The sequence below is a fragment of the Aeribacillus composti genome (assembly GCF_007827555.1).
GTDB classification, from domain to species: domain Bacteria; phylum Bacillota; class Bacilli; order Bacillales; family Aeribacillaceae; genus Aeribacillus; species Aeribacillus composti.
Genome location: NZ_VISS01000009.1, coordinates 38,172 through 58,004, shown reverse-complemented (window position 1 = coordinate 58,004; position 19,833 = coordinate 38,172). Strand labels below are relative to the sequence as shown.

General features: G+C 38.7%; 15 protein-coding genes, 1 pseudogene and 1 riboswitch. Of the genes and pseudogenes, 12 read left to right on the top strand and 4 right to left on the bottom strand.

Translation table 11 applies throughout. The features are described 5' to 3' along the window. Window positions 1-17 precede the first annotated feature (17 nt). The 3 genes from FB379_RS06490 to FB379_RS06480 all read left to right on the top strand — a co-directional run bounded on the left by FB379_RS06490 (window position 18) and on the right by FB379_RS06480 (window position 5,447). Complete coding sequence (locus FB379_RS06490) at window positions 18-1,214, top strand: iron-containing alcohol dehydrogenase (protein ID WP_063386419.1); 1,197 nt, start codon at window positions 18-20, stop codon at window positions 1,212-1,214. A gap of 84 nt (window positions 1,215-1,298) precedes the next feature. Continuing rightward, window positions 1,299-2,861: a BCCT family transporter gene (locus FB379_RS06485; protein WP_063386418.1), complete on the top strand. Its 1,563-nt coding sequence runs from the start codon at window positions 1,299-1,301 to the stop codon at window positions 2,859-2,861. 1,107 nt (window positions 2,862-3,968) lie between these two features. Further along, entirely contained in the window at window positions 3,969-5,447 is a 1,479-nt protein-coding gene (locus tag FB379_RS06480) for an aldehyde dehydrogenase family protein (RefSeq protein WP_066249948.1), read from the top strand. A gap of 626 nt (window positions 5,448-6,073) precedes the next feature. On the opposite strand, the gene FB379_RS06475 is transcribed toward FB379_RS06480, so the two are convergent. Next, entirely contained in the window at window positions 6,074-6,352 is a 279-nt protein-coding gene (locus tag FB379_RS06475; protein ID WP_144597530.1) for a hypothetical protein, read from the bottom strand. Between the two features lie 733 nt (window positions 6,353-7,085). Here FB379_RS06475 and FB379_RS06470 point away from each other — a divergent pair. Then, the gene (locus FB379_RS06470; RefSeq protein ID WP_063386415.1) at window positions 7,086-7,601 is read left to right on the top strand and encodes an OsmC family protein; all 516 of its coding nucleotides are present in this window, start codon (window positions 7,086-7,088) and stop codon (window positions 7,599-7,601) included. Between the two features lie 313 nt (window positions 7,602-7,914). Here the strand turns inward: FB379_RS06470 and FB379_RS06465 are convergent, their stop codons facing one another. Beyond that, window positions 7,915-8,778, bottom strand: a complete 864-nt coding sequence (locus tag FB379_RS06465) for an SDR family oxidoreductase (protein ID WP_144597528.1) — start codon at window positions 8,776-8,778, stop codon at window positions 7,915-7,917. Window positions 8,779-10,059: 1,281 nt separating this feature from the next. Between FB379_RS06465 and FB379_RS06460 the strand changes: the two genes are divergently transcribed. Together FB379_RS06460 and FB379_RS06455 are read left to right on the top strand one after the other, a co-directional pair. Further along, on the top strand, window positions 10,060-10,674 hold the full coding sequence (locus FB379_RS06460; protein ID WP_144597525.1) for an SRPBCC family protein: 615 nt from the start codon (window positions 10,060-10,062) through the stop codon (window positions 10,672-10,674). Then, complete coding sequence (locus FB379_RS06455) at window positions 10,667-11,047, top strand: VOC family protein (protein WP_144597523.1); 381 nt, start codon at window positions 10,667-10,669, stop codon at window positions 11,045-11,047. Before FB379_RS06460 ends, FB379_RS06455 begins: the two co-directional genes overlap by 8 nt. A 65-nt stretch (window positions 11,048-11,112) precedes the next feature. Here the strand turns inward: FB379_RS06455 and FB379_RS06450 are convergent, their stop codons facing one another. Then, window positions 11,113-12,156: an LLM class flavin-dependent oxidoreductase gene (locus tag FB379_RS06450; RefSeq protein ID WP_144597521.1), complete on the bottom strand. Its 1,044-nt coding sequence runs from the start codon at window positions 12,154-12,156 to the stop codon at window positions 11,113-11,115. 578 nt (window positions 12,157-12,734) lie between these two features. Here FB379_RS06450 and FB379_RS06445 point away from each other — a divergent pair. Then, on the top strand, window positions 12,735-12,929 hold the full coding sequence (locus FB379_RS06445) for a hypothetical protein (RefSeq protein WP_063386410.1): 195 nt from the start codon (window positions 12,735-12,737) through the stop codon (window positions 12,927-12,929). A gap of 85 nt (window positions 12,930-13,014) precedes the next feature. On the opposite strand, the pseudogene FB379_RS19090 reads toward FB379_RS06445, so the two are convergent. Then, a pseudogene (locus tag FB379_RS19090) lies at window positions 13,015-13,131 on the bottom strand (ATP-binding cassette domain-containing protein); the annotation flags it as partial. A gap of 834 nt (window positions 13,132-13,965) precedes the next feature. After that, window positions 13,966-14,054: riboswitch (cyclic di-GMP riboswitch) on the top strand. 515 nt (window positions 14,055-14,569) lie between these two features. On the opposite strand from FB379_RS19090, the gene FB379_RS06435 reads away from it, so the two are divergent. From FB379_RS06435 to FB379_RS18440, 5 genes are all read left to right on the top strand, one after another. Then, entirely contained in the window at window positions 14,570-15,841 is a 1,272-nt protein-coding gene (locus FB379_RS06435; protein WP_144597519.1) for a methyl-accepting chemotaxis protein, read from the top strand. Between the two features lie 428 nt (window positions 15,842-16,269). Beyond that, window positions 16,270-16,560 (top strand): hypothetical protein, encoded by a 291-nt coding sequence (locus FB379_RS06430; RefSeq protein ID WP_144597517.1) that lies wholly within the window; start codon window positions 16,270-16,272, stop codon window positions 16,558-16,560. Window positions 16,561-16,626: 66 nt separating this feature from the next. After that, window positions 16,627-16,935, top strand: a complete 309-nt coding sequence (locus tag FB379_RS06425) for a hypothetical protein (RefSeq protein ID WP_144597515.1) — start codon at window positions 16,627-16,629, stop codon at window positions 16,933-16,935. A gap of 615 nt (window positions 16,936-17,550) precedes the next feature. Continuing rightward, window positions 17,551-19,128: a type I restriction-modification system subunit M gene (locus FB379_RS06420; RefSeq protein WP_130156735.1), complete on the top strand. Its 1,578-nt coding sequence runs from the start codon at window positions 17,551-17,553 to the stop codon at window positions 19,126-19,128. A 247-nt stretch (window positions 19,129-19,375) separates the two neighbouring features. Next, window positions 19,376-19,833: hypothetical protein (locus FB379_RS18440; RefSeq protein ID WP_422386924.1), on the top strand; the 458-nt coding region annotated here is incomplete at its 3' end.

Genomic DNA, 19,833 nt, shown 5'->3' with positions numbered 1-19,833 from the left:
AGTGAGGAGGCTGGGAAATGAATCAGCTATTTGAATTTATACCGAGAACGAAAATTGCTTATGGAGTCGAGCGTTATTTACAAATTGGAAAAGACGTTAAAACAATAAGTCAAGATACAAAAGCCGTACTAATCACGGATAAGGGAATTCTCGACAATGGATTGGCAGACCTTGTTGTTTCAGCATTAGAAAGGGAAAAGATTGCTGTAAAAGTATTTAGTGATGTTCAAAGTGATCCAACAGCTGCCTCCATTGATGAAGCAGCCAATGTAATACGCCAATTTGAGGCTAAATGTGTTATAGGGCTTGGTGGCGGATCAGCGATGGATGTAGCAAAAATGGCGTCGCTTATTGCTGGCGGCGAGAAAGGGGCGATGCATTATGCATTAATGGCCAATCCGTTTCCTAAAAAACAAGTAAAATCCATTATGATCCCAACGACATCTGGTACAGGTGCGGAAGTAACAAGTACAGTAGTTTTCTCGGATGAGCATAAACGTAAAGTATGGGGATGGGATGAAAAAATGGCCCCTGATTTAGCTATCGTTGATCCGACATTTACAGTTGCTTTGCCAAGATTTTTAACAGCTGCTACAACGTTAGATGCTCTTGTTCATGCGATTGAAGCATGTGCTGGAAAGCGTTCTAATCCTTTTATTGAAGCATTTAGTTTGCAAGCCATTCAACTAATTGGAGAAAATTTTGAAAAGGTGTTGCAAACTCCAGATGATCTGGAGGCTCGAGGGAAATTAGCTTTGGCTGCTACTCTTGCTGGTATGGCGATTGAGCAAGGAGGAACAGGAATCGCCCATTGCATTGGTCATGCACTCGGTACGATTGGACGTATTCATCACGGTCGTGCTGTGGCAATCGCGCTTAATGCGGTGTATTCTTGGAATGTCGAATCAGCTGTCGATATTCACGCTAAAATTGCTCGTTGTCTTGGGGTGGACTGCCAAGGATTATCGAATAAAGAGTTGGCTTTAGCAGGAGCAAAAGAGTTTAGCCGATTAGTGGAAATAAGTGGACTGAAACAATCTCTCGAAGATGAAGGTTTATCTCTTTGCGATGTTGATAGATTTATAGAAACAATGCTTTCACCAGAAAACGAACCGATGCGGTTAAATAATTGCCGTTTAGCTACAGAGAAAGATTTGCGTCAATTTGCTGAACAGATTTTAAGTGCAAATAAAGAAGTAAGTCATCAAGCATAGAATAACACTTCGAATTGTAAACGTTTACTTTTATGCGGTAGCGAATCGTTTTTACAATTTAATTTTAATTTTAGGAGGAGTTTTATGAAAAATTTAAGACATTCTGTATTTTGGCCGCCGTTTTTGCTTTTAATTGCAGCTACCATTTTGAGCTTTACGAATAGAGAAGCTTTTATCAAGATGGCTACAGATGCAAATAATTGGGTTATTCAAAATGTAGGATGGTTGTTTAGTTTAAGTGGTTTGTTGATGTTAGTTGTTGTGGTCGCTATCTATTTTTCTCCACTTGGAAATGTGAGAATTGGTGGAAAAAATGCAAAGCCATTGTTGAAACTTTCTAGCTGGATTGCGATTACGCTATGTACAACAATTGCTGCGGGTGTCACGTTCTGGGGAATTGTTGAGCCTGTTTATCACATAACGTCACCACCTGAGTCACTCGGAATTAAAGCGAATAGTGATGAAGCTGCGATTTTTGCGATGTCAACGATGTATTTGCATTGGACATTTACACCGTATGCTATTTATTGTGTTCCTGCATTAATGTTTGCTTTTGCGTATTATAATATGAGAAAGCCTTTCAGCTTAAGTTCAACATTAACACCTTTGTTTGGGAATAAAGTGCTTGGCGGATGGGGAAATATGATTGATGCCCTATGTCTGTATACATTAGCACTTGGAATGGCAGCGGCAATGGGAACGAGTGTTTTAAATTTAGCCGGGGGACTCAATTATCTTACTGACATAGCAAGTTCACCATCTCTTTGGGCAGTTATCTCACTTGTAGTAATGATTACATTTATTGTTTCCGCATCTACTGGACTTATGAAAGGAATTCGTATTTTATCTGATATCAACATGAAAGTTTATATTGTTATTATTCTCTTTATGTTTGTCGCTGGTCCAACTGCTTATATTCTTAATTTAGGAACAGAATCTTTTGGAACGTATTTAGCAAATTTTTTTGATAAAAGCTTATTTACAGGAGCGGCAGCAGGAGATCCTTGGCCGCAATGGTGGACGGTATTTTACTGGGCAAACTGGTTTGCATGGGCTGCAATTACAGCGCTGTTTTTAGGGAGAATTTCATACGGTTATACGGTTAAAGCATTTATTCTTGTGAATTTTGCTCTTCCTGCTTTATTTGGCGGCTTATGGATGACAATTTTTGGAGGAACATCGATTCATAAGCAGATGACAGAAGGCACCCTTGGTAGTATTTTAGCGGATAAAGGTCCTGAATCAGTGTTATACGCTGTTTTGGCTGATGTACCTTTGTCAAGCATTATTATTCCGTTCTATTTATTCATTGTCTTCATTTCTTTTGTAACAGCAGCTGATTCAAATATTTCGGCAATGGGCGGTATTAGCTCTACTGGAATTTCTCCAGAAAGTCCTGAGCCAAGCTTGATGATCAAAGTTATATGGGGGCTTTCAGTCGGTACGATCGGTTGGATCATGATCAGCTTTGCAAAGATTGATGGAATTAAAATGCTATCAAATCTGGGAGGAATACCGGCAATTATACTTGAGCTGCTTGTTGTATTTGCGTTGATTAAAGTGGCGCGTTCTCCGGAAAAATATGATATAACGATGGAAGGTAAAGAATATGAAAACGAACAAAGAAAAGAAAAGTGCTCTAATTGATATACCCGCTTTAAAACAGACGGCATGCCTTATCAAGAAGGATAAATTAAGAAAAAGAATCAGCTATCATTTATCCAATTGTTTTTAAAAATCCTTTGTTTGGTCCATTTTATTGACAAAAGTTGCAATATCATGTCAAAAGGTATAATGGTGAAAGTGTCATTTAATGACAGTAAAAAAGAATGAAAGATTTAAAAATCATATAATGATGAAGCTTTTCCCATGTTGCATTTTTAGAGTTTGTTTATTAACCATACGAAACTATGTTATAGGCATAAGCAGATATGCAAAATAAATACTGAAAAAAATGGGTTTGAGGTTGATAAAAGCACTGATAAGGGGGGGCTAATAAGTCGTTTTTACGGCTTATTGACGCCCCCATTAATGCTTTAGAAACGTTGATATATCGGTGTTTATGATTTTTTGTTTTCAATGGCGATTTGAATTTCTAAGACAGCCCCTAAAAATCATGATGAAGCCATCACTTGAAGTTTCTCCAATTATATATTTCTTCATGTTTTACAAACTTCCTCCATTTTTAATATCCTTTCTTTAAAAAAGCAAAGATAAAACAACAACTCAGCCATTCGGTACAACCCTTATTATAAAATGTGTTAGCCCTTTTTTTGAAACCCCAAACGGCTTCATCCAAATCATGCATTAGAAAGATACAAGGACTTAACCATATGATCGTTTTCAGAGACACGTATTCCTCAACTTTGACTCTAAAAGAAAATGAATGAAAAACAAAAATTTAAAGATAAGATAATAAAATTTTTAAAACAAATATCATGAATTTATATTAAATTTATGGAAAGCGTTTACATTTTATTTTTTTGTTAGGAGGGGAATGTATGCTCTTACGTATGAAATAGAAGAGCCTTTCAAAATTGACACGATCATGATTGATGAACCGAAAGATGAAGAAGTTTAAGTCCATATTAAAGTTTTTGGATTTGTCATATTGGTTTAATCGTTCGCGCTCAATTATTCTATTATACTCCTGGCGTCTTATGCATGAAGGGGATGAAGTTGTTGAGAAATTGCGTTATATTGGGCTTTCTATTCTAACTATTTAAAATGTTTAAAAATAAGGAGGAGTATTCGATGTCTGGAGTAAAAGCGGTTGAAAAATTTTCTCTATGGAATAAAATGCCTATTGGCGGTGTGTGGAAACATGGTTCCAGCAATAGAGAATGTGTTGTGACAAATCCATATAATAACGAAGTGCTTGTCACCTTTAACTATGCAAGTAAAGGAGATATCAATGAAGCGTACGAAACTGCACAAAAAGAGCAAAAGAGCTGGGGACAAACTTCCGCATATGAACGTATTCGTGTTTTAGAAAAAGTTGCACAGCTCATCGAGGAAAAAAGAGAAGAAATTGTGGAAATTCTCGTGAAAGAATCCGGGAGTACAAAGTTAAAAGCAAATGTTGAGGTGGATTGCGCCATTGCGGATGTGAAAGAAGCAGCAAAATATCCGTTACAAATGGAAGGCTCGATTCGTGAATCTCTCATTCCAGGGAAAGAAAACCGTGTTTATCGTGACCCAATTGGAGTAGTAGGAGCGATTACACCTTGGAACTGGCCATTCTATTTAACCATTCGTGTTGTTGCACCGGCTATTGCAACAGGAAATGGTGTAGTACTAAAACCAGATTCTCAAACACCAATTTCAGGCGGACTCATTATTGCGGAAATTTTTGAAGAAGCCGGGCTTCCGCAAGGGGTGTTAAATGTAACAGTGGCTGATCTTGAAGAAATTGGTGATTATTTTGTTGAGCATCCAATTCCTGAAGTAATTTCTTTCACAGGGTCAACAAAAGCAGGACAGCATGTCGGGGCTTTAGCTGTGAAAAATCTGAAAAAACCTGCACTTGAATTAGGTGGAAATAACGCCTTCATCGTACTTGACGATGCCGATGTTGATCAAGCGGTATCTGCAGCAGCATTTGGAAAATATATGCATTCAGGTCAAATATGTATTGCGATCAATCGGATTATCATCGATCGAAAATTGTATAAACCATTTGTTGAAAAATTCAAAGAAGCCACTAAGGCCATAAAAGTTGGGGATCCGTCCGAAGATGGCACAGTTATTGGCCCTATTATTAATAAAAAACAAGTGGATCGAGCAATTCAGTTAGTAGAACAAACACTTAAAGAAGGTGCAACATTAATTCATGAAGGAAAAGTGGAAGGAAACTTAATTTATCCATATATTTTAGGGGATGTGACAAATGACATGACAGTTGCGCAAAATGAAGTGTTTGCCCCAATAGCGGTCATCATTCCTGTTGATAGTGAAGAAGAAGCTATTGAAGTGGCAAATGGAACTCCGTTTGGATTAAGTGGGGCTGTATTCTCTGGCTCATTGGAACGAGGCATTCATGTAGCAAGAAAAATTAAAACAGGTATGATTCACGTAAACGATCAATCGATCAATGTAGAACCGAATGTTCCGTTTGGCGGAGAAAAATATTCGGGTTTAGGACGTTACTGCGGCGAATGGGCTATTGATGAATTTACAACTGTTAAATGGGTTTCAGTTCAAAAACAACCTCGTCAATATCCATTTTCATAATGCTTCTTCATCATGACATATTCTAACAATTTATACCCTTTTGTATCATGTGCGAAATATTGCACATGCTGCAAAAGGGTTTTCTTTTGACAAGCTTAATTTAGGAATTATTTCATTCATGATTGCAACGCAATAAATACTTAATTTCTCGAAAAAGACATCACACCCGCCTTCATTAACGATGGTCCAGAATATCAAGTTTAGTTTAATTCTGGAAGACTATTTCGACCAATCCATAGTATTTCTTCACCACTGAATATTCATTTCGCTTTTCCGCAGGCTTCGTAAGATCCATGAACGGCTTTTACGAGTTCGTTTCCACCTTCGATTTTCAGTCTCAGTCAGAGGTGTCTTGAGGAGGTTCTGGATTTGTTTCAATATTAGCTAGCTTATTGCCCATCACAACTGTGCGAAATGCTTTTCCTTTGGTTACATACTACGCAATCATTGTACTAAAATATGTCTTGTCTGTTCGTACACTTCTATAGAAAACAGATTCTTTTTTCGTTCGATAATTGAGTTCTTCCACGGACAACGCTTTGCTTTAAATATTTCCGCCCATTTTCATCAAAAAAATTGCTTCAAATGTTAGCAATGGCTAACCATTGAAGCAGTATTACTAAATTTTATTTAGTTCTTGAAGTAACTCTAAATATTCTTGGAATTCCGGATTGTATAAGTCTGTGTTTTCCACACCCAAAAGGATAACCTGTTTCTTTTACTAAATGCCGGCATACCCCTTGTATGGTAAAGTAACTCACAGTGTTTTTGAATTTTTTCCTATAAACAATGATATTAATTCTTTTTCCTTCTTGGATATCATTCCACATTTTGATGCTTTGATGCTCACTTTCTGGATACAAATCTAAATCATCGGGCGCTTCCTGATTTTCTTGAATTTGCACTAAATGTTCTTTTTTCAGCATCAGAATAGATAGAATTTAGTATGGTTTCATCATCGATGACAAACACTTTCCAAATATTCTTTCTATTTTCAACGCTCGGGTCCAGTTTTAAGAAATCTCTAAGAGGAATTTCTTTGGCTTTATAAGTGGATTGAAGAAATTCCAGAATTCTTCTAAAGAATACTAGGTAGGCAACCCGCTGGCGATAAACTTTTTGTACAGAGTTTGATAGTCATGCTTTTTGTCAATTTCAATCTCCCCTTAACTTGCTTTTTAAATCATCAGCCACTAGAGGTTCTACAGCATATACAGGTGAAACGGCGAAAGAAAAATAGAATTTATTCATTAAATTATAAAGGTAGAATTTTGAGTTAGTAAATGGAAAAAAGTAATTTTTTTCATTAATTTATAATATTTTGAAGCCAATTTTTTTGAAGCAGGGTACGATCACATATAAGTTTATCTAAAAACTTTCCGTGTGAATTAGGTGAATATGCATGATGCAGTTTGGAAGAACACCATCTACCGGTGCTTCTGACATTTTTAAGAATTCAACAAAATGCTCGATTAATTTTTGGAAGGCTTCAGCCCAATACAGTTTATTTTCTTCATCATTGATAAAGACACTTTTGCTGAAGGTAGTTACACATAAATAAATTTGACAAATAATAATAGGATGGTATACTAAATAAAACTAAAATTATATGAATTATATGAATAGGGGAGATTAAGCATGGCAAAAAGCTGCTTTCAAGTGAATATAGGTGCATTTGATCAATTTATTAAAGATGTAAATAATGATCCTGAAAAGGGGAAAGTGACCTTCAAAACGACAACTGAATGGCAAGGAGGAGCAGTTTCTAAAACGACAGCACGAGATTTTGTACTGCATACTGATGAGCCTGCAAGCTTAGGTGGAACAGATTCAGCTGCAGATCCGGTCGAATTGTTGCTTGCTTCGATTGCTACTTGTTTTTCAATAGGTTTTGTCACCCAAGCTGCAAAAAGAGGAATTGATTTTAGTGATGTGATAATCGAAACAGAAGGTGACCTTGACTTAAGAGGGTATTTTGGTTTAGATAAATCAATAAGGCCTGGCTACACAAATATTCGTTATAAGGTAAAAGTAAAATCTGACGCATCGATCGAACAATTAGAAGAACTGCGTCAGCTAGCGCATGAACTGTCTCCAATGATTGAAACGGTTGTGAACGGTGTTGATATAACTGGTTCTGTTGAAAAAATATAAATCAAGCAATAAAATTGTTGTTTTACAGTGTTTTATGCAAAAACTTTTTTACTCGAGCCTAGTCGGAATCATTAAAAATTCCTCTCTATACGTTTTAATCAGCAGACGCGATGATATACTCTCGTTTCGTTTTTAAATCCGCCAACGTGATCAAAAGAAATAAAACAGCCTGAGTCCTTATGTAATTTTAGGTCTCAGGCTGTTAATGTCTGTCTGCGTGACAGGGCTTATTTTCGAACTAAGATAAAGCAAGTCACGAGTTTGCTGTCATTGGATGTTCAGTTTTTTTCATTTTATGTCATTTGGTCAATTCTTACATTTTCAGGGCTTGTTTTACGGTTTCCTTCAGAGGGGTCAAGGATCCGATCAGTTTTTGCAGATCATCTGATGTTTTGGACGCTTCTCCTTTGGAAATCGCGTCATAGATCGCTGCCGTAATTTCAGCAAACGGCTCAGGGACACCAGCGTTTACGAGGAAATTTTTCTCTTCTTCGAATGAGACAGGCTGATGCACGACTTTTTTGCCGGAAACCTCGGAGAGAATTTGGGCAAGTTCATCAAAGGTCCAAGGTTGATTGGAAACAAGGTTATACGTTTTGTTTTCATGCCCTTCCTCTGTAAGAACCGTTGCGGCAGCCAAAGCAAGTTCATTGCGTGTTACTGAATTAACGATCCCGCTTCCCGCATTCGTAACAATTGCTCCAGACTCTATGGATGCGCGCAGCCCCTCATTTACAAAAAAGTCCGTATATAAGGCATTACGCAGGAAAGTATACGGGATATTGGTCGTACGGATGGCATATTCCGTTGCTAAATGAACGTGTGCAAGGGGAATTATTGACTCCTCAGCAAAGGCATATCCTGTGTAAGCAATATGTTTGACTCCCGCATCTCTGGCAGCTTTTACAACATTTGCATGTTGAACGATACGAAGCGTATTATCAGAATCCGGACCTGAGATAAAGAACAGCTTGGAGACACCTGCAAAAGCCTTTTGAAGAGATTCTGGTTGATTATAGTCGCCATGGCGAACTTCCACGCCTTGATCGGCAAGAGCAGAGGCTTTTTCAACATTACGAACGATGGCAATGATTTGACTGGCGGGAACTTTTTTGAGCAAATGTTGAATCACAAGCCCACCGAGTTGACCAGTAGCACCTGTAACCGCAATTGACATAAACATTTCTCCTTTTTTTCTAAAGATTTTTTGAATAAATAACATCATCTAGGTGGCGGAAGCCAAAAATAAACGAAGGCGGCCGCAATTGAAGACTGGATTGAGGAATGACTGTTTATTATGTATTTCGGCCATTCTTGCCCACCATTATAATTGCATCAGAAATGTAAATCAAATCTTATGCCTGTGCTGCTAAACAAGGTGAACGCCTCCTATCATTTTGTCGCGCCTATTATAGATAAGGCCGTGCAATCAAAATTCTTACAAGTCAACTCCTCTTTTTAGCTTTTTACTAGTTTGTAGCTGTTGTTCAACTCATGAAAAAGTTATTTTCTCTTTCCCTAAACTAGATAAACCTATGATGTTTCGCGTTTTTTATATATGATAGAGATTTTTTGTCCTCTTAAACAGTTTTATTTTACATTCACATAAGGATAGGGGATCTGGGGTAAGCTCTCAAATTGAGAAAAAAATACTCCAAAACAACGGTTTAATATTCTGAATTTTCTGTTAAAATGTAGGTGAGCAATTCATAAAATTTTTTGAAGGAGAGGGCTCAACATCAGATTGCCGATCCATATTGAAATCGGTGGAGGTATTGAAACGGGGAGCTTTACTGAAAATATAGCTGAAAGCGACAAATCGATGGAAGTCTTTCAAAATCGTAAGTTATAGATCTTCTAGATAAACCTGATCCGGTTTTACGAAGTTTACAGGGGAGCCGATTGCCACTTGCCCTTTTTGTGGTGGGTTACATGTCTATTTCGATAATCCTGATTCGGTTTATTTTACGAAGTTAGTTGGAGTGAGGATTTCCATTGGTTCTCTATGTCGTATGCTATAAGTCTATTTCGATGATTCTGATTTGTTTTTACGAAGTTTGCAGGGGCAAGGATTTCTATCGGTTCTCTTTGTCATGAGTTATAAGTCTATCTCGATAATCCTGATTCTGTATATTTTGTGAAGTTTGAAGGGGCTACGATTCCTACTTGGACTCTTTGTCCCTTGAGGTTGGTGATGGCAGAAATGCAGAGCATCCGTTCGTTCATTTTGTCTGATGGAAAGAAAAAGGTTTGATCAATTCAATAGAGTGATTATCCTCAAATAATGACGAAAAAGCTGGCTGCATCCAATACAAATGAACGGCCTCATCCAACTGACTTATTTGCATAGTTGCGAAGTACAACCTGTCGTGCAGTATCCATGCCGATCAGGATGCCGTCAAAAAGATTTTGATCCTATCGTGTTTCTTTTTTCACTGAAAAGAGGGGAGGAATGAAAATGCCAGGGGCCGTTTTTCGACAGGCTGTTCAGGATGCGACGGGAATTACCTGGGAAGAATGGGTTGCCACCTTGAAACAGGCTGTGGATTCTTCTTGGTCTCACGAACATATGAAGGAGCACATATGTGAACAATTTCAGGTGTCGGATGAATGGGGGGAATGGCTGACCGTCATGTATGGACAGCTGCTCGGCAGGATTCCTGTTGGTGTCACCAAAGATGCGGGCGTTCAAATCAGCGTCCGAAAAACGATAAAGGTGGAGCAGGAAAAGGTTTGGGACTATTTGACTTCGCCGCAAGGCTTGCCCTTATGGATCGGGGACGTCTCCGAGTTTCGACTGCAAAAGGGTTACGAATTTAAATCTAAGGAAGGTATCTGCGGGAAACTTACGGTAGTTTTGCCATTTCGAAAGCTCCGCATGAAATGGAAACTTCCGGAATGGGAAAAGCCTTCCCGGCTTCAATTGTATTTGCTGCCCACGGATTCGGGCAAAACGACGATCGCCATCCATCAGGAAATGCTGGATGATGTCTATGTAAGAGAATTGATGAGACGCTTCTGGGCAGACAAGCTGGAGCAAATTAAAAATTATTTGGAGGGGCGCAATGAATAGATACAGTCATATCGATTTAAGAGTAAATTCATGGGAGAAAGTGTGCACGTTTTATGAGAATCTTCTTCCTGCATTGGGTTTTACCCGCACTTTCCATTCGGAAAAATGGAAAGTGTTTGCAGCGGAGGGAGAGCTTCCGAGCGTTCCTTATTTCGCTATCACGGAAGATCCCAATCATAAGCCAAACGAGAATTTGATCGGGTTTTGGGCGCATGACCGGGAGGAGGTGGACCGGATTGCAGAGCTTGTTGTTCGATATGGGGGCACCATCGACAGCGGTCCCTGGCAGTTCCCGATCAGTCCGACTTATTATGCGGTTTATTTTCAGGATCCTTGCGGAAACAAGTATGAAATGGTCCACCGATTAAATTGATTCAGCACCCGTTGTTGCTCAGCCGAAACCTTTTCTTGCTGCTAGCTTCTTTTAGCGGATATCGGTTACGGTTTCCGATTTGTGCGGGCAATTTCCCGCTTGACGGCAGGTGCCACTTTAGTACCCAGCAGTTCGATGGCACGCAACACTTTTTTGTGCGGCAGCGTGCCGACGGTCAATTGCAGAAGGAAGCGATCGTGGCCGAAAATTTCATGCTGGAACAAGATTTTTTCGATCACCTGCTCAGGGCTGCCGACAAAATTGGCGCCCCGTAAGGAAAGAGAGAATTCGAACTGCTCCCGGGTCAATGGCGGCCAACCGCGTTCCCGTCCCAGCCGATCCATCATCGTTTTAAACGCTGGAAATGCAATGTCAGCTGCTTCCTGCGACGAATCGGCGAGAAAACCATGTGAATTGATACTGAGGTGTGGCGTTTCGTGCCCCGCCTTTTGCGCTGCCTCCCGGTGTAATTGAGCAAAGGGCGCGAACCGTTCGGGCAGACCACCGATGATGCCCAGCGCCATCGGAAGACCGAGCATGCCTGCACGGACGGCCGACTCCGGGGTTCCTCCAACGGCTATCCAAACCGGAAGCGGATTTTGCAGGGGCCGCGGATAGATCCCTAGATTGTCCAGCGACGGACGATGCTTTCCCGCCCATGTGACCCGTTCGGATTCCCGCAGTTTGAGCAGCAGATCAAGCTTTTCTTCAAAAAGCTCGTCATAATCTTTCAGGTCGTAGCCAAAAAGGGGAAAGGATTCGATAAACGAACCGCGGCCGACCATGATTTCAGCGCGGCCTTGAGTGAGCAGGTCCAAGGTGGCAAATTGTTGAAACACCCTCACCGGATCGTCAGAGCTTAAGACGTTTACTGCACTGGTCAACCGAATGCGTTTGGTGCGGGTCCCGGCAGCGGCAAGCACTACCGCTGGAGCCGATACGGTGTAGTCGGGACGATGATGTTCACCAATGCCGAACACATCCAGTCCGACTTGATCGGCTAGTTCAATTTCCTCCATCAAGTTTTGCAGCCGTTCCCCCGGGCTGATCAATTGACCGGTTTCCGGATCAACCGTCCGTTCTCCAAATGTGTAAATGCCGATTTCCATCCGTTGGCCCCTCCTTTGATTACTGTTCGTTCATACCGATGTTAGATTTATCTTACCTTATTTATTCGAAGCCAGGCAATAAAAAGGGCTTAAGGCAGCAATCGCCTTTCCTCAAGGGTGTTTTGCTATGGATGGGAAGTTCGTTTCGGACAATTTTATCGTAAGAAAAATTTAGCTGACAGGGAAGACGAGATGCCCCAAGATTTTTCCCTAATTCGCTTATGGAGAGGGAATGCTGGTGTGTTTTGTCGCTGTCCCAACGTTTTTGATTCATTAGCGGAGCGGGAAAACCGCACGGTGCTTTTCATATCCGTTGTTCGCTTCCAGACTGGGAATAACGCCTGTCTATTATCCAAAAGCATTTTTCTCCCGGAAACGGGCATTTTGCGGAACCCAAAAATCATGACGTATCTTCATAGAGGCTTCTTTAGAATGCTGAGAGCGGAGGGATTCTTTCTTCCATCTATTTAAAATAAATCTTGACGTTTGCCGGATATCCAACATATGCCCATACCAAAGCCGTGGCGAATGCATAAAAAATATTGAGATGTAAATTGTTACAACGGGAGGTATGGAAAATGTACCCGGAACGTCAATTTTTCGGAAGGAGACCCTTTTTCTTCGGAGGGCGGAACCCCTTTTTCTTCGGTGCGCCGTTTTTTGGCGGCTTGCTCGGCGGCTTTTTAGGTAGTGCACTGGTAGGACCGCGGCCATATCCGTTTTATCCGCCGTATTACGGAGGATTTTATGGCGGTTATCCGTACTATTGGTAAACGAAAATTTTTTCGACGAGCTGTCTTAAACGGTCATTTTAGAATGACTTTAAGGCGGCTTTTTTTATCCGCAGATTGCAAGATGTAATTCGGGATCAAAGGCAGATGTCGATTCATCATATAACATCGCTTTTGGTTCCATAGCAAGCTCTTGTGCAATTGCCACGCGCTGTTGTTGTCCTCCGGAAAGTTGACTTGGGTAATAGTTCATTTTTTTCAGCTAAAATCAACTTTTTTAAAATAATTCTCCGCAGTTTTACGAGCGGCTTCCTAGGAATTGTTGAGGGCTTTATCTGTACCAGCCATTTCGTCACCATTGGAAATAAGTTAAAGCATCGAAGAGCCCTTCTTATTTCTTTTCAAAGAGCAGCTACATGCTTTTCATTAAAAAAATGTCCAACTATTTTAACTGTTCCTGATGTAGAAAGACATCTTATTCTATTGGGATATGCCCTGTATAGATTAAAATTCATAACTGTACCAAGCTTAAGGTTAAGGCAAAAATTTATGTTCCATTTTTCTCTGCCTTTCTTTTCTTAAACAGAGTATATTTTTCTATTTTAAGTGGTGCAAAAATAAGTCCATAATCAGAGGTCATTCCCCGTCTGTATGTAAATCATCAATATTCTGGAAAAGCTTTACCCGATAAGCCACAAAAATAAAGCGGACGGAAGAAAAAGAACAAGTTTTCTTCGTCCGCTTTTTGTATTGTTTTTTATTAAAAGTGGTTGGCTTTGTGTCATAGCTTCTGTCATGTAGAGAATAAATTGAAAAATTTACTACCTTCCATAGGTCTTTTGTCTTCACCAATAAAGAAATCAAGAAGCTGACTACTACACGTCGGCTTGTTACTAATCAATTGATCCTAAATTTCTAATGATTAACAGGTCAATTGTCATGCATTCAATTAAAACTTTTTACCTATCGATTTCAAAAATAGTTCATTTTAACTATACCATTTTCACTATAAAATTTGTTATACAATTAAGTAAGAGATATTATTTGATAAATTCCTTCAAATTTCTACAAAAATATAATTTTGTTTCGGCAAACTACTCGAAAGGGTAGGACGCAAAGCTAAAGGGGCTAAATCTATTTTGATAGACATGCCAGCCAGCTGCCCTTCCTATAAAGAATGGTTTTGATTCTTTTTAAGAAGGTTATTAGCGGATGTATTGTCTATTCAACTGCCCTCTTTAGAATTTTTAAGGGCAGTTTTTTTATTTTTACATAGGAAAGGAGGCTTGGTGATGGAGTAAAATAAAAATACATATTTGGCAAAGTTCATTCTATTGGCCCATTGTAAAAACATCTCAATCGTTCTAAACCCTCTGTGTCAAAAGGGAGTATGAATTTCCCAGGGAATATTCCTGAAATTGATTTACTTCAACGCCTTCCCGGAATTTCATCTACTGATTAAATAGATTAGTGGTAGTAATAGTTAAGGAAGTAGATGTAGGAAATATTTCATGCATTAAAAGAAGTAATCGACATCAACGAAGAGCAACTCCAACCCTACACCTACTATTCCCCAAAACTATAAAAAAATTTTTTGTTAAATCACAAAATTATCCAATTGATTCAGTTTTGTTTGATATTGGTAAAAATTACAAAAATAAAACAGTGTAAGGAGGACAATAATGAAAAGTCTGCGATTAAAGATTATTAGTGGATTTGTCGTTGTTATTTTATTATTTACTACCGCAGCAATTTTGGGTTTAAATCAACTTGGACATTTAACTGCAGATGGAACAGGAACAGGAAATACATTTGTGCTAACTGTTATTATTATTTCTGTTCTTGTCAGCTTGACGATTGCGATTGTTCTTTCGAATCGGATTGTAAAACCAATTTTCCAAGTAGTAGATCGTATGAAAATGGTGGCAGAAGGAGATTTGTCTGCAAAGCTGCTTGAAACAAAATCGAAAGATGAGATTGGTCAATTAGTTCAATCAATGAATGAAATGATTTTAAACTTGAGAAATGTTGTTGGGGAAGTAAGAAACACTGCAGAACAAGTAGCTGCATCTTCTGAAGAATTAACAGCAAGTGCCGATCAGACAACAGTTGCAACGGAACAGGTTGCTTCTGTCATTCAACAAGTAGCAAGCGGAGCTGAAACACAGACGAATGGAATAGAACGAAATGCTGCTTCTTTAGAAGAAATTGCACAAGGGGTTATCCGTGTTGCAGATAGTTCTAATCAGGTTGCAGAGCTTGCAAAACAAACTACTCAGCAAGCTGAAGATGGTGAAGGTTCCGTTGTACGTACAGTTGACCAAATGAATTCAATCTATAAATTGGTTAAAGAGACTGATAGCATGGTTAAGTCTTTATATGAACGTTCAAAAGAAATTAGTAAAATTCTTGATGTAATTAGTGGAATTGCCGATCAAACGAATCTTCTCTCTTTAAATGCGGCAATTGAAGCAGCAAGAGCGGGAGAGCATGGAAATGGTTTTGCGGTCGTAGCCGATGAAGTGCGGAAACTAGCTGAACAATCTCAGGCATCAGCAAAGCAAATAGCAGATTTAATCTTAAAAATCCAAAGCGATACAGAAAACTCTGTTAAAGCTATGACAGAAGTAACACATAACGTCGAAAATGGTCTTGAGATCACGAAGGAAACATCTGAAAAATTTGCTCAAATCGTCCAAAATATGAAGGATATTGCACCGCAAATTGAGGATATTTCTTCAATTGCTCAACAAGTCTCAGCGGAAGTAGAAGAAATAACATCTACAGCGGATGAACTTACAACAATAGCAAAAGAAAACGCAGCAACATCCGAACAAGTAGCAGCGTCTACAGAGGAACAATTAGCTTCGATGGAGGAAATAACTTCTTCAGCAAAAATGCTTGCAACAATGGCAGAAGGAATGCAAGAATTAGTTCATAAATTCAAGCTATAAAATGGGGAATACAGCCCCATTTTATAGAACATAAGCATTCCGGATGCTGCCGTCTGTTGCTTATACCATAGTTTATAGAATATAAACCTTCGAGATGATTCAAATAAATCTGAGAATGAATATAAAACAAATATTTAGGCAATGAAAGAATCGTTGCCTCAGCTAATTTTATGGACTTCAGAATTTTGAACTTCAGCTTTTGAATGCTCATTTATGATGTTGCGAAATCTTTTCCGTATCGCCCAGCACCTTGCCTCCAAAAATTCCATTCGTGCCGTTCTGCATGAGTGATTCGTTTATTTCGACCTTTATAACTTTCCCGCCGCATCTTTTTGAAAAAAATCCATGTTTTCACTAGAATATTTGACCAGTTAAATTATTTCATTATGAATACTATATTGACAAAAGCAAGAAAGGTAGTGAAACGAATGAGTGTATGGTATCCAGACAAAGAAGAGAATAGACGCTCCGATTCAGAAAAACGTGCGAACGCAAAGGCAAAAGCTGATGTAGATTTTAAAAGTGACGTTGATGTGGATACGGACAACGAATTAGAGAATAAATTAAAAAATATTGATCGTAACACAAATATTGCAAAAGTAAATAATAGCGGCAACTCAAAAGTGGAACTTGATATTCATGTTGATTCCGATTCTGATGCAAAAGTTCGGTCGAAAGCAGAATCTGATCAAGATCAAAACCAAGAGCAAAGAGATTAATTGAGCATAATTAAATGTGGGTGAGATGTCTTTTTTGTCCCGCCTATAATATAGGGTGAGAATGTTATGGAACATTTAGATAAAGGAGAGTTCTCTTGGTTACGGAATGCTTCTACCCAAATCCCTCAATCAAATAAATCTTCCATTGATTCGAGCGGTAATTCAGATGTAAATGTTGATGTAAATATTCAAGTTGATACGATACCCATTGCATTTGCCGTTCTTTACTATTTATTGGCTACTAAGCAATTATCGCACGAAGAGTTTGAATATGCTTTACGTAAATTATTGGAGACAACAAACAAGTATAAAAAGCTGAACCGTGACGGTTCTTCAAGGGTCAATTTGTTACATCCTAATGTATGGGGAAGGTAAAATAATAAAGGAGATTTTACTTTTCCTTCATTTTTTTAAAGGGAAACATGACAGGTAACCTAGTTTTTTTATCGTTTGGAATTTATTTTAGCATCTAATCATTTCTGAAACTATTAAGATGATAGGGACGGTACGTTTCTTAAAAAAAATGTGAAAATGCAAAAAAATTGTAAGACTGTAAAGCATCTTCCTTTATTTGAATTCAGCCCGGGTTACGATCTAGTTATAAAATGGTAAGCACGTAAATGATCGAGAAGATTGGAAAGGAAAGCTGCTGTAAGGATGCAGTGAAAGTTTAAAGATTTTGTAAATGAATTTTTTTTATCCCTTCAGCAAAAAGCACTGGCACGTTTTTCTTGATTAAAGCAGCATATGTAGAAAGGGTATTATTTTTTCAACCAAATTCAGAATTGATGAAGAACATAAATGGGCAAGAGTTTACTGGAAGAGGATATCAATCGACAGTTCATATTGTGAAAATTCGAAAATTTATTTTGTTTCTTATTGCGGCCAAAGCATGGGCCGCTCTTTTGTTTTGAAAAAGAGGAAGACAGATTATGCTAAAATATTTTTAAAATACAATGAATCGACAGCAAGATTTAGAGGGGGAAAACCATGGCGGTTAAAGCAGAGATTGATTTCCAAAAAGAATTATTTGAAGCAGCTAATAAAATGCGCGGAAGCGTGGCTCCAGCTGACTATAAACATTATGTACTGCCGCTTATTTTTTTGCGCTATCTTTCGAATAAATATGAACAGAGCTGCAATGAGTTGGAGCAAATTTTTGCGGAAAATGAAGAAATGCAGCAAGGTTTCGTTTCAGATTCTCATCAATATAGAGATAAAAATGTGTTTGTCGTCCCGAAGGAAGCAAGCTGGCACTATATAATGAAAAATGCTAAACAGCCGAATATTAAAGAAATTCTCGATAATGCGATGAAGCGAATCGAGGAAGAAAACCCAGAATTGACAGGGGTGCTGCCGCAAATTTATCAAGGCTTGAACTTACCGGTAGAAAATGTTGCTGGATTAATTGAAATTTTTTCACGTGATGTGTTTAGTGGCAGCTCGGAAGACAGCATAGATATACTCGGTCGTACTTATGAGTATTTTATTAGTTCATTTGCTTCGTCAGAAGGGAACAGAGGCGGCGAGTTTTTTACCCCATCCTGTATTGTGGAATTGCTGGTGGAGATGCTTGAACCAAAAAGAGGTATCGTGTTTGATCCAGCGTGTGGAAGCGGTGGAATGTTTATTCAAAGCGGGAGGTATGCGCCGAATAAAAAGTCTCTTTTATTTTACGGACAGGAAAATGTCGTCACGACAGTACGTCTTGGAAAAATGAACGTATTGCTTCATGGCATCAATGCGGAAATACGGCTGGGAGATTCGCTGTTGAACGATCAATTTCCTGAATTAAAGGCTGATTATGTGATTGCCAACCCGCCGTTTAATCAAAAAGATTGGGGGGCGGACAGAATATCGAAAAGCGATCCGCGCTTGATCGGGCCTGTTACAAACAGCAATGCAAACTATATGTGGATGCAGCATTTCTTATACCATTTAAATGATGCAGGATCAGCAGGGTTTGTGATGGCAAATGGCGCAATGACAACTAATGTTAAGGAAGAAAAGGAAGTGCGGAAAATATTGGTGGATGAAGGGTACATCGATTGCGTTGTCCAATTGCCGGAAAAACTGTTTTTCACAACAGGCATACCGTGCTGTTTGTTCTTTTTAAGCAAAAACCGCGATGGAAAAAACGGTTACCGTGCTCGAAGAAACAAAATTTTGTTTATCGATGCCCGAAAAATGGGAAAGCCCGTCAGCCGCAAGCAAAAAGCATTGTCTAAAGAAGAAATTGATAAAATCGCATCAGTTTATCGAGCATTTAAATATGAACATGCAAAAAGCTGCGAAAATATTGAAGGTTTCTGTAAAATTGCAAAACTTGAAGAAGTACAACAAAACGACTACAAACTGACACCAAGCATGTACGTCGGAACAGAGGCAGAAGAAGAAGAAGAAGACATTCCTTTTGAGCAAAAAATAGCCGAACTAACGAAACGGTTGCTCGAACAATTTGAAGAATCGAACAAACTACAAGAAAAAATCAAACAAAACCTGGAGGAGCTGATGTATCGGAATGGGGAAAAGTCAAACTTAGTATTCAAAAGGGAAAAAAATGAATGATCTGAGAAAATGTGAAATTTTTTTATCGGTGCTTTCGAAAATTTCCTAATAAAGATTAATCGAGGAAAAAAGGTGGTATTAAGACCTTTCTGTCAGAGAAAAGTGTATTATAATCATTATAAAAGCAGAAGTTAATATGAAACTTTTTCTTCACAAAACCAAACATTTGTTCTATTATTTTATGTAGAAACGTTTAGAGGATAGATATTTGTTATTATAAAATGAATCATGATGGAGGTTTAATATGATGGAAGAAGCGTTAAAATTAATATTATCAGAGCTAAAAGAAATGAAAGAAGGACAATCCCGTTTAGCAGTCGAACAACAAGGTGTAAAGGAACAGCTGAAAGAGCTAAAAGAAGGTCAGTCTCGTTTAGCAGTTGAGCAAAAAGGTATGAAGGAGGAGCTGAAAGAGCTAAAAGAAGGTCAGTCTCGTTTAGCAGTTGAGCAAAAAGGTATGAAGGAAGAGCTGAAAGAGCTAAAGGAAGGTCAGTCTCGTTTAGCAGTTGAGCAAAAAGATATGAAGAAGGAGCTGAAAGAGCTAAAAGAAGGTCAGTCTCGTTTAGCAGTTGAGCAAAAAGATATGAAGAAGGAGCTGAAAGAGCTAAAGGAAGGTCAGTCTCGTTTAGCAGTTGAGCAAAAAGGTATGAAGGAAGAGCTGAAAGAGCTAAAGGAAGGTCAGTCTCGTTTAGCAGTTGAGCAAAA

Excerpts from the sequence above, each read along its gene's own strand:
- FB379_RS06490 (WP_063386419.1), top strand. The coding sequence starts at position 18 with ATGAATCAGCTATTTGAATTTATACCGAGAACGAAAATTGCTTATGGA.
- FB379_RS06430 (WP_144597517.1), top strand. The coding sequence starts at position 16,270 with ATGAGTGTATGGTATCCAGACAAAGAAGAGAATAGACGCTCCGATTCA.
- FB379_RS06450 (WP_144597521.1), bottom strand. The coding sequence starts at position 12,156 with ATGGAAATCGGCATTTACACATTTGGAGAACGGACGGTTGATCCGGAA.
- FB379_RS06420 (WP_130156735.1), top strand. The coding sequence starts at position 17,551 with ATGGCGGTTAAAGCAGAGATTGATTTCCAAAAAGAATTATTTGAAGCA.
- FB379_RS06460 (WP_144597525.1), top strand. The coding sequence starts at position 10,060 with ATGCCAGGGGCCGTTTTTCGACAGGCTGTTCAGGATGCGACGGGAATT.
- FB379_RS06465 (WP_144597528.1), bottom strand. The coding sequence starts at position 8,778 with ATGTCAATTGCGGTTACAGGTGCTACTGGTCAACTCGGTGGGCTTGTG.
- FB379_RS06445 (WP_063386410.1), top strand. The coding sequence starts at position 12,735 with ATGTACCCGGAACGTCAATTTTTCGGAAGGAGACCCTTTTTCTTCGGA.
- FB379_RS06470 (WP_063386415.1), top strand. The coding sequence starts at position 7,086 with ATGGCAAAAAGCTGCTTTCAAGTGAATATAGGTGCATTTGATCAATTT.
- FB379_RS06425 (WP_144597515.1), top strand. The coding sequence starts at position 16,627 with ATGGAACATTTAGATAAAGGAGAGTTCTCTTGGTTACGGAATGCTTCT.
- FB379_RS06480 (WP_066249948.1), top strand. The coding sequence starts at position 3,969 with ATGTCTGGAGTAAAAGCGGTTGAAAAATTTTCTCTATGGAATAAAATG.
- FB379_RS06485 (WP_063386418.1), top strand. The coding sequence starts at position 1,299 with ATGAAAAATTTAAGACATTCTGTATTTTGGCCGCCGTTTTTGCTTTTA.
- FB379_RS06455 (WP_144597523.1), top strand. The coding sequence starts at position 10,667 with ATGAATAGATACAGTCATATCGATTTAAGAGTAAATTCATGGGAGAAA.
- FB379_RS06435 (WP_144597519.1), top strand. The coding sequence starts at position 14,570 with ATGAAAAGTCTGCGATTAAAGATTATTAGTGGATTTGTCGTTGTTATT.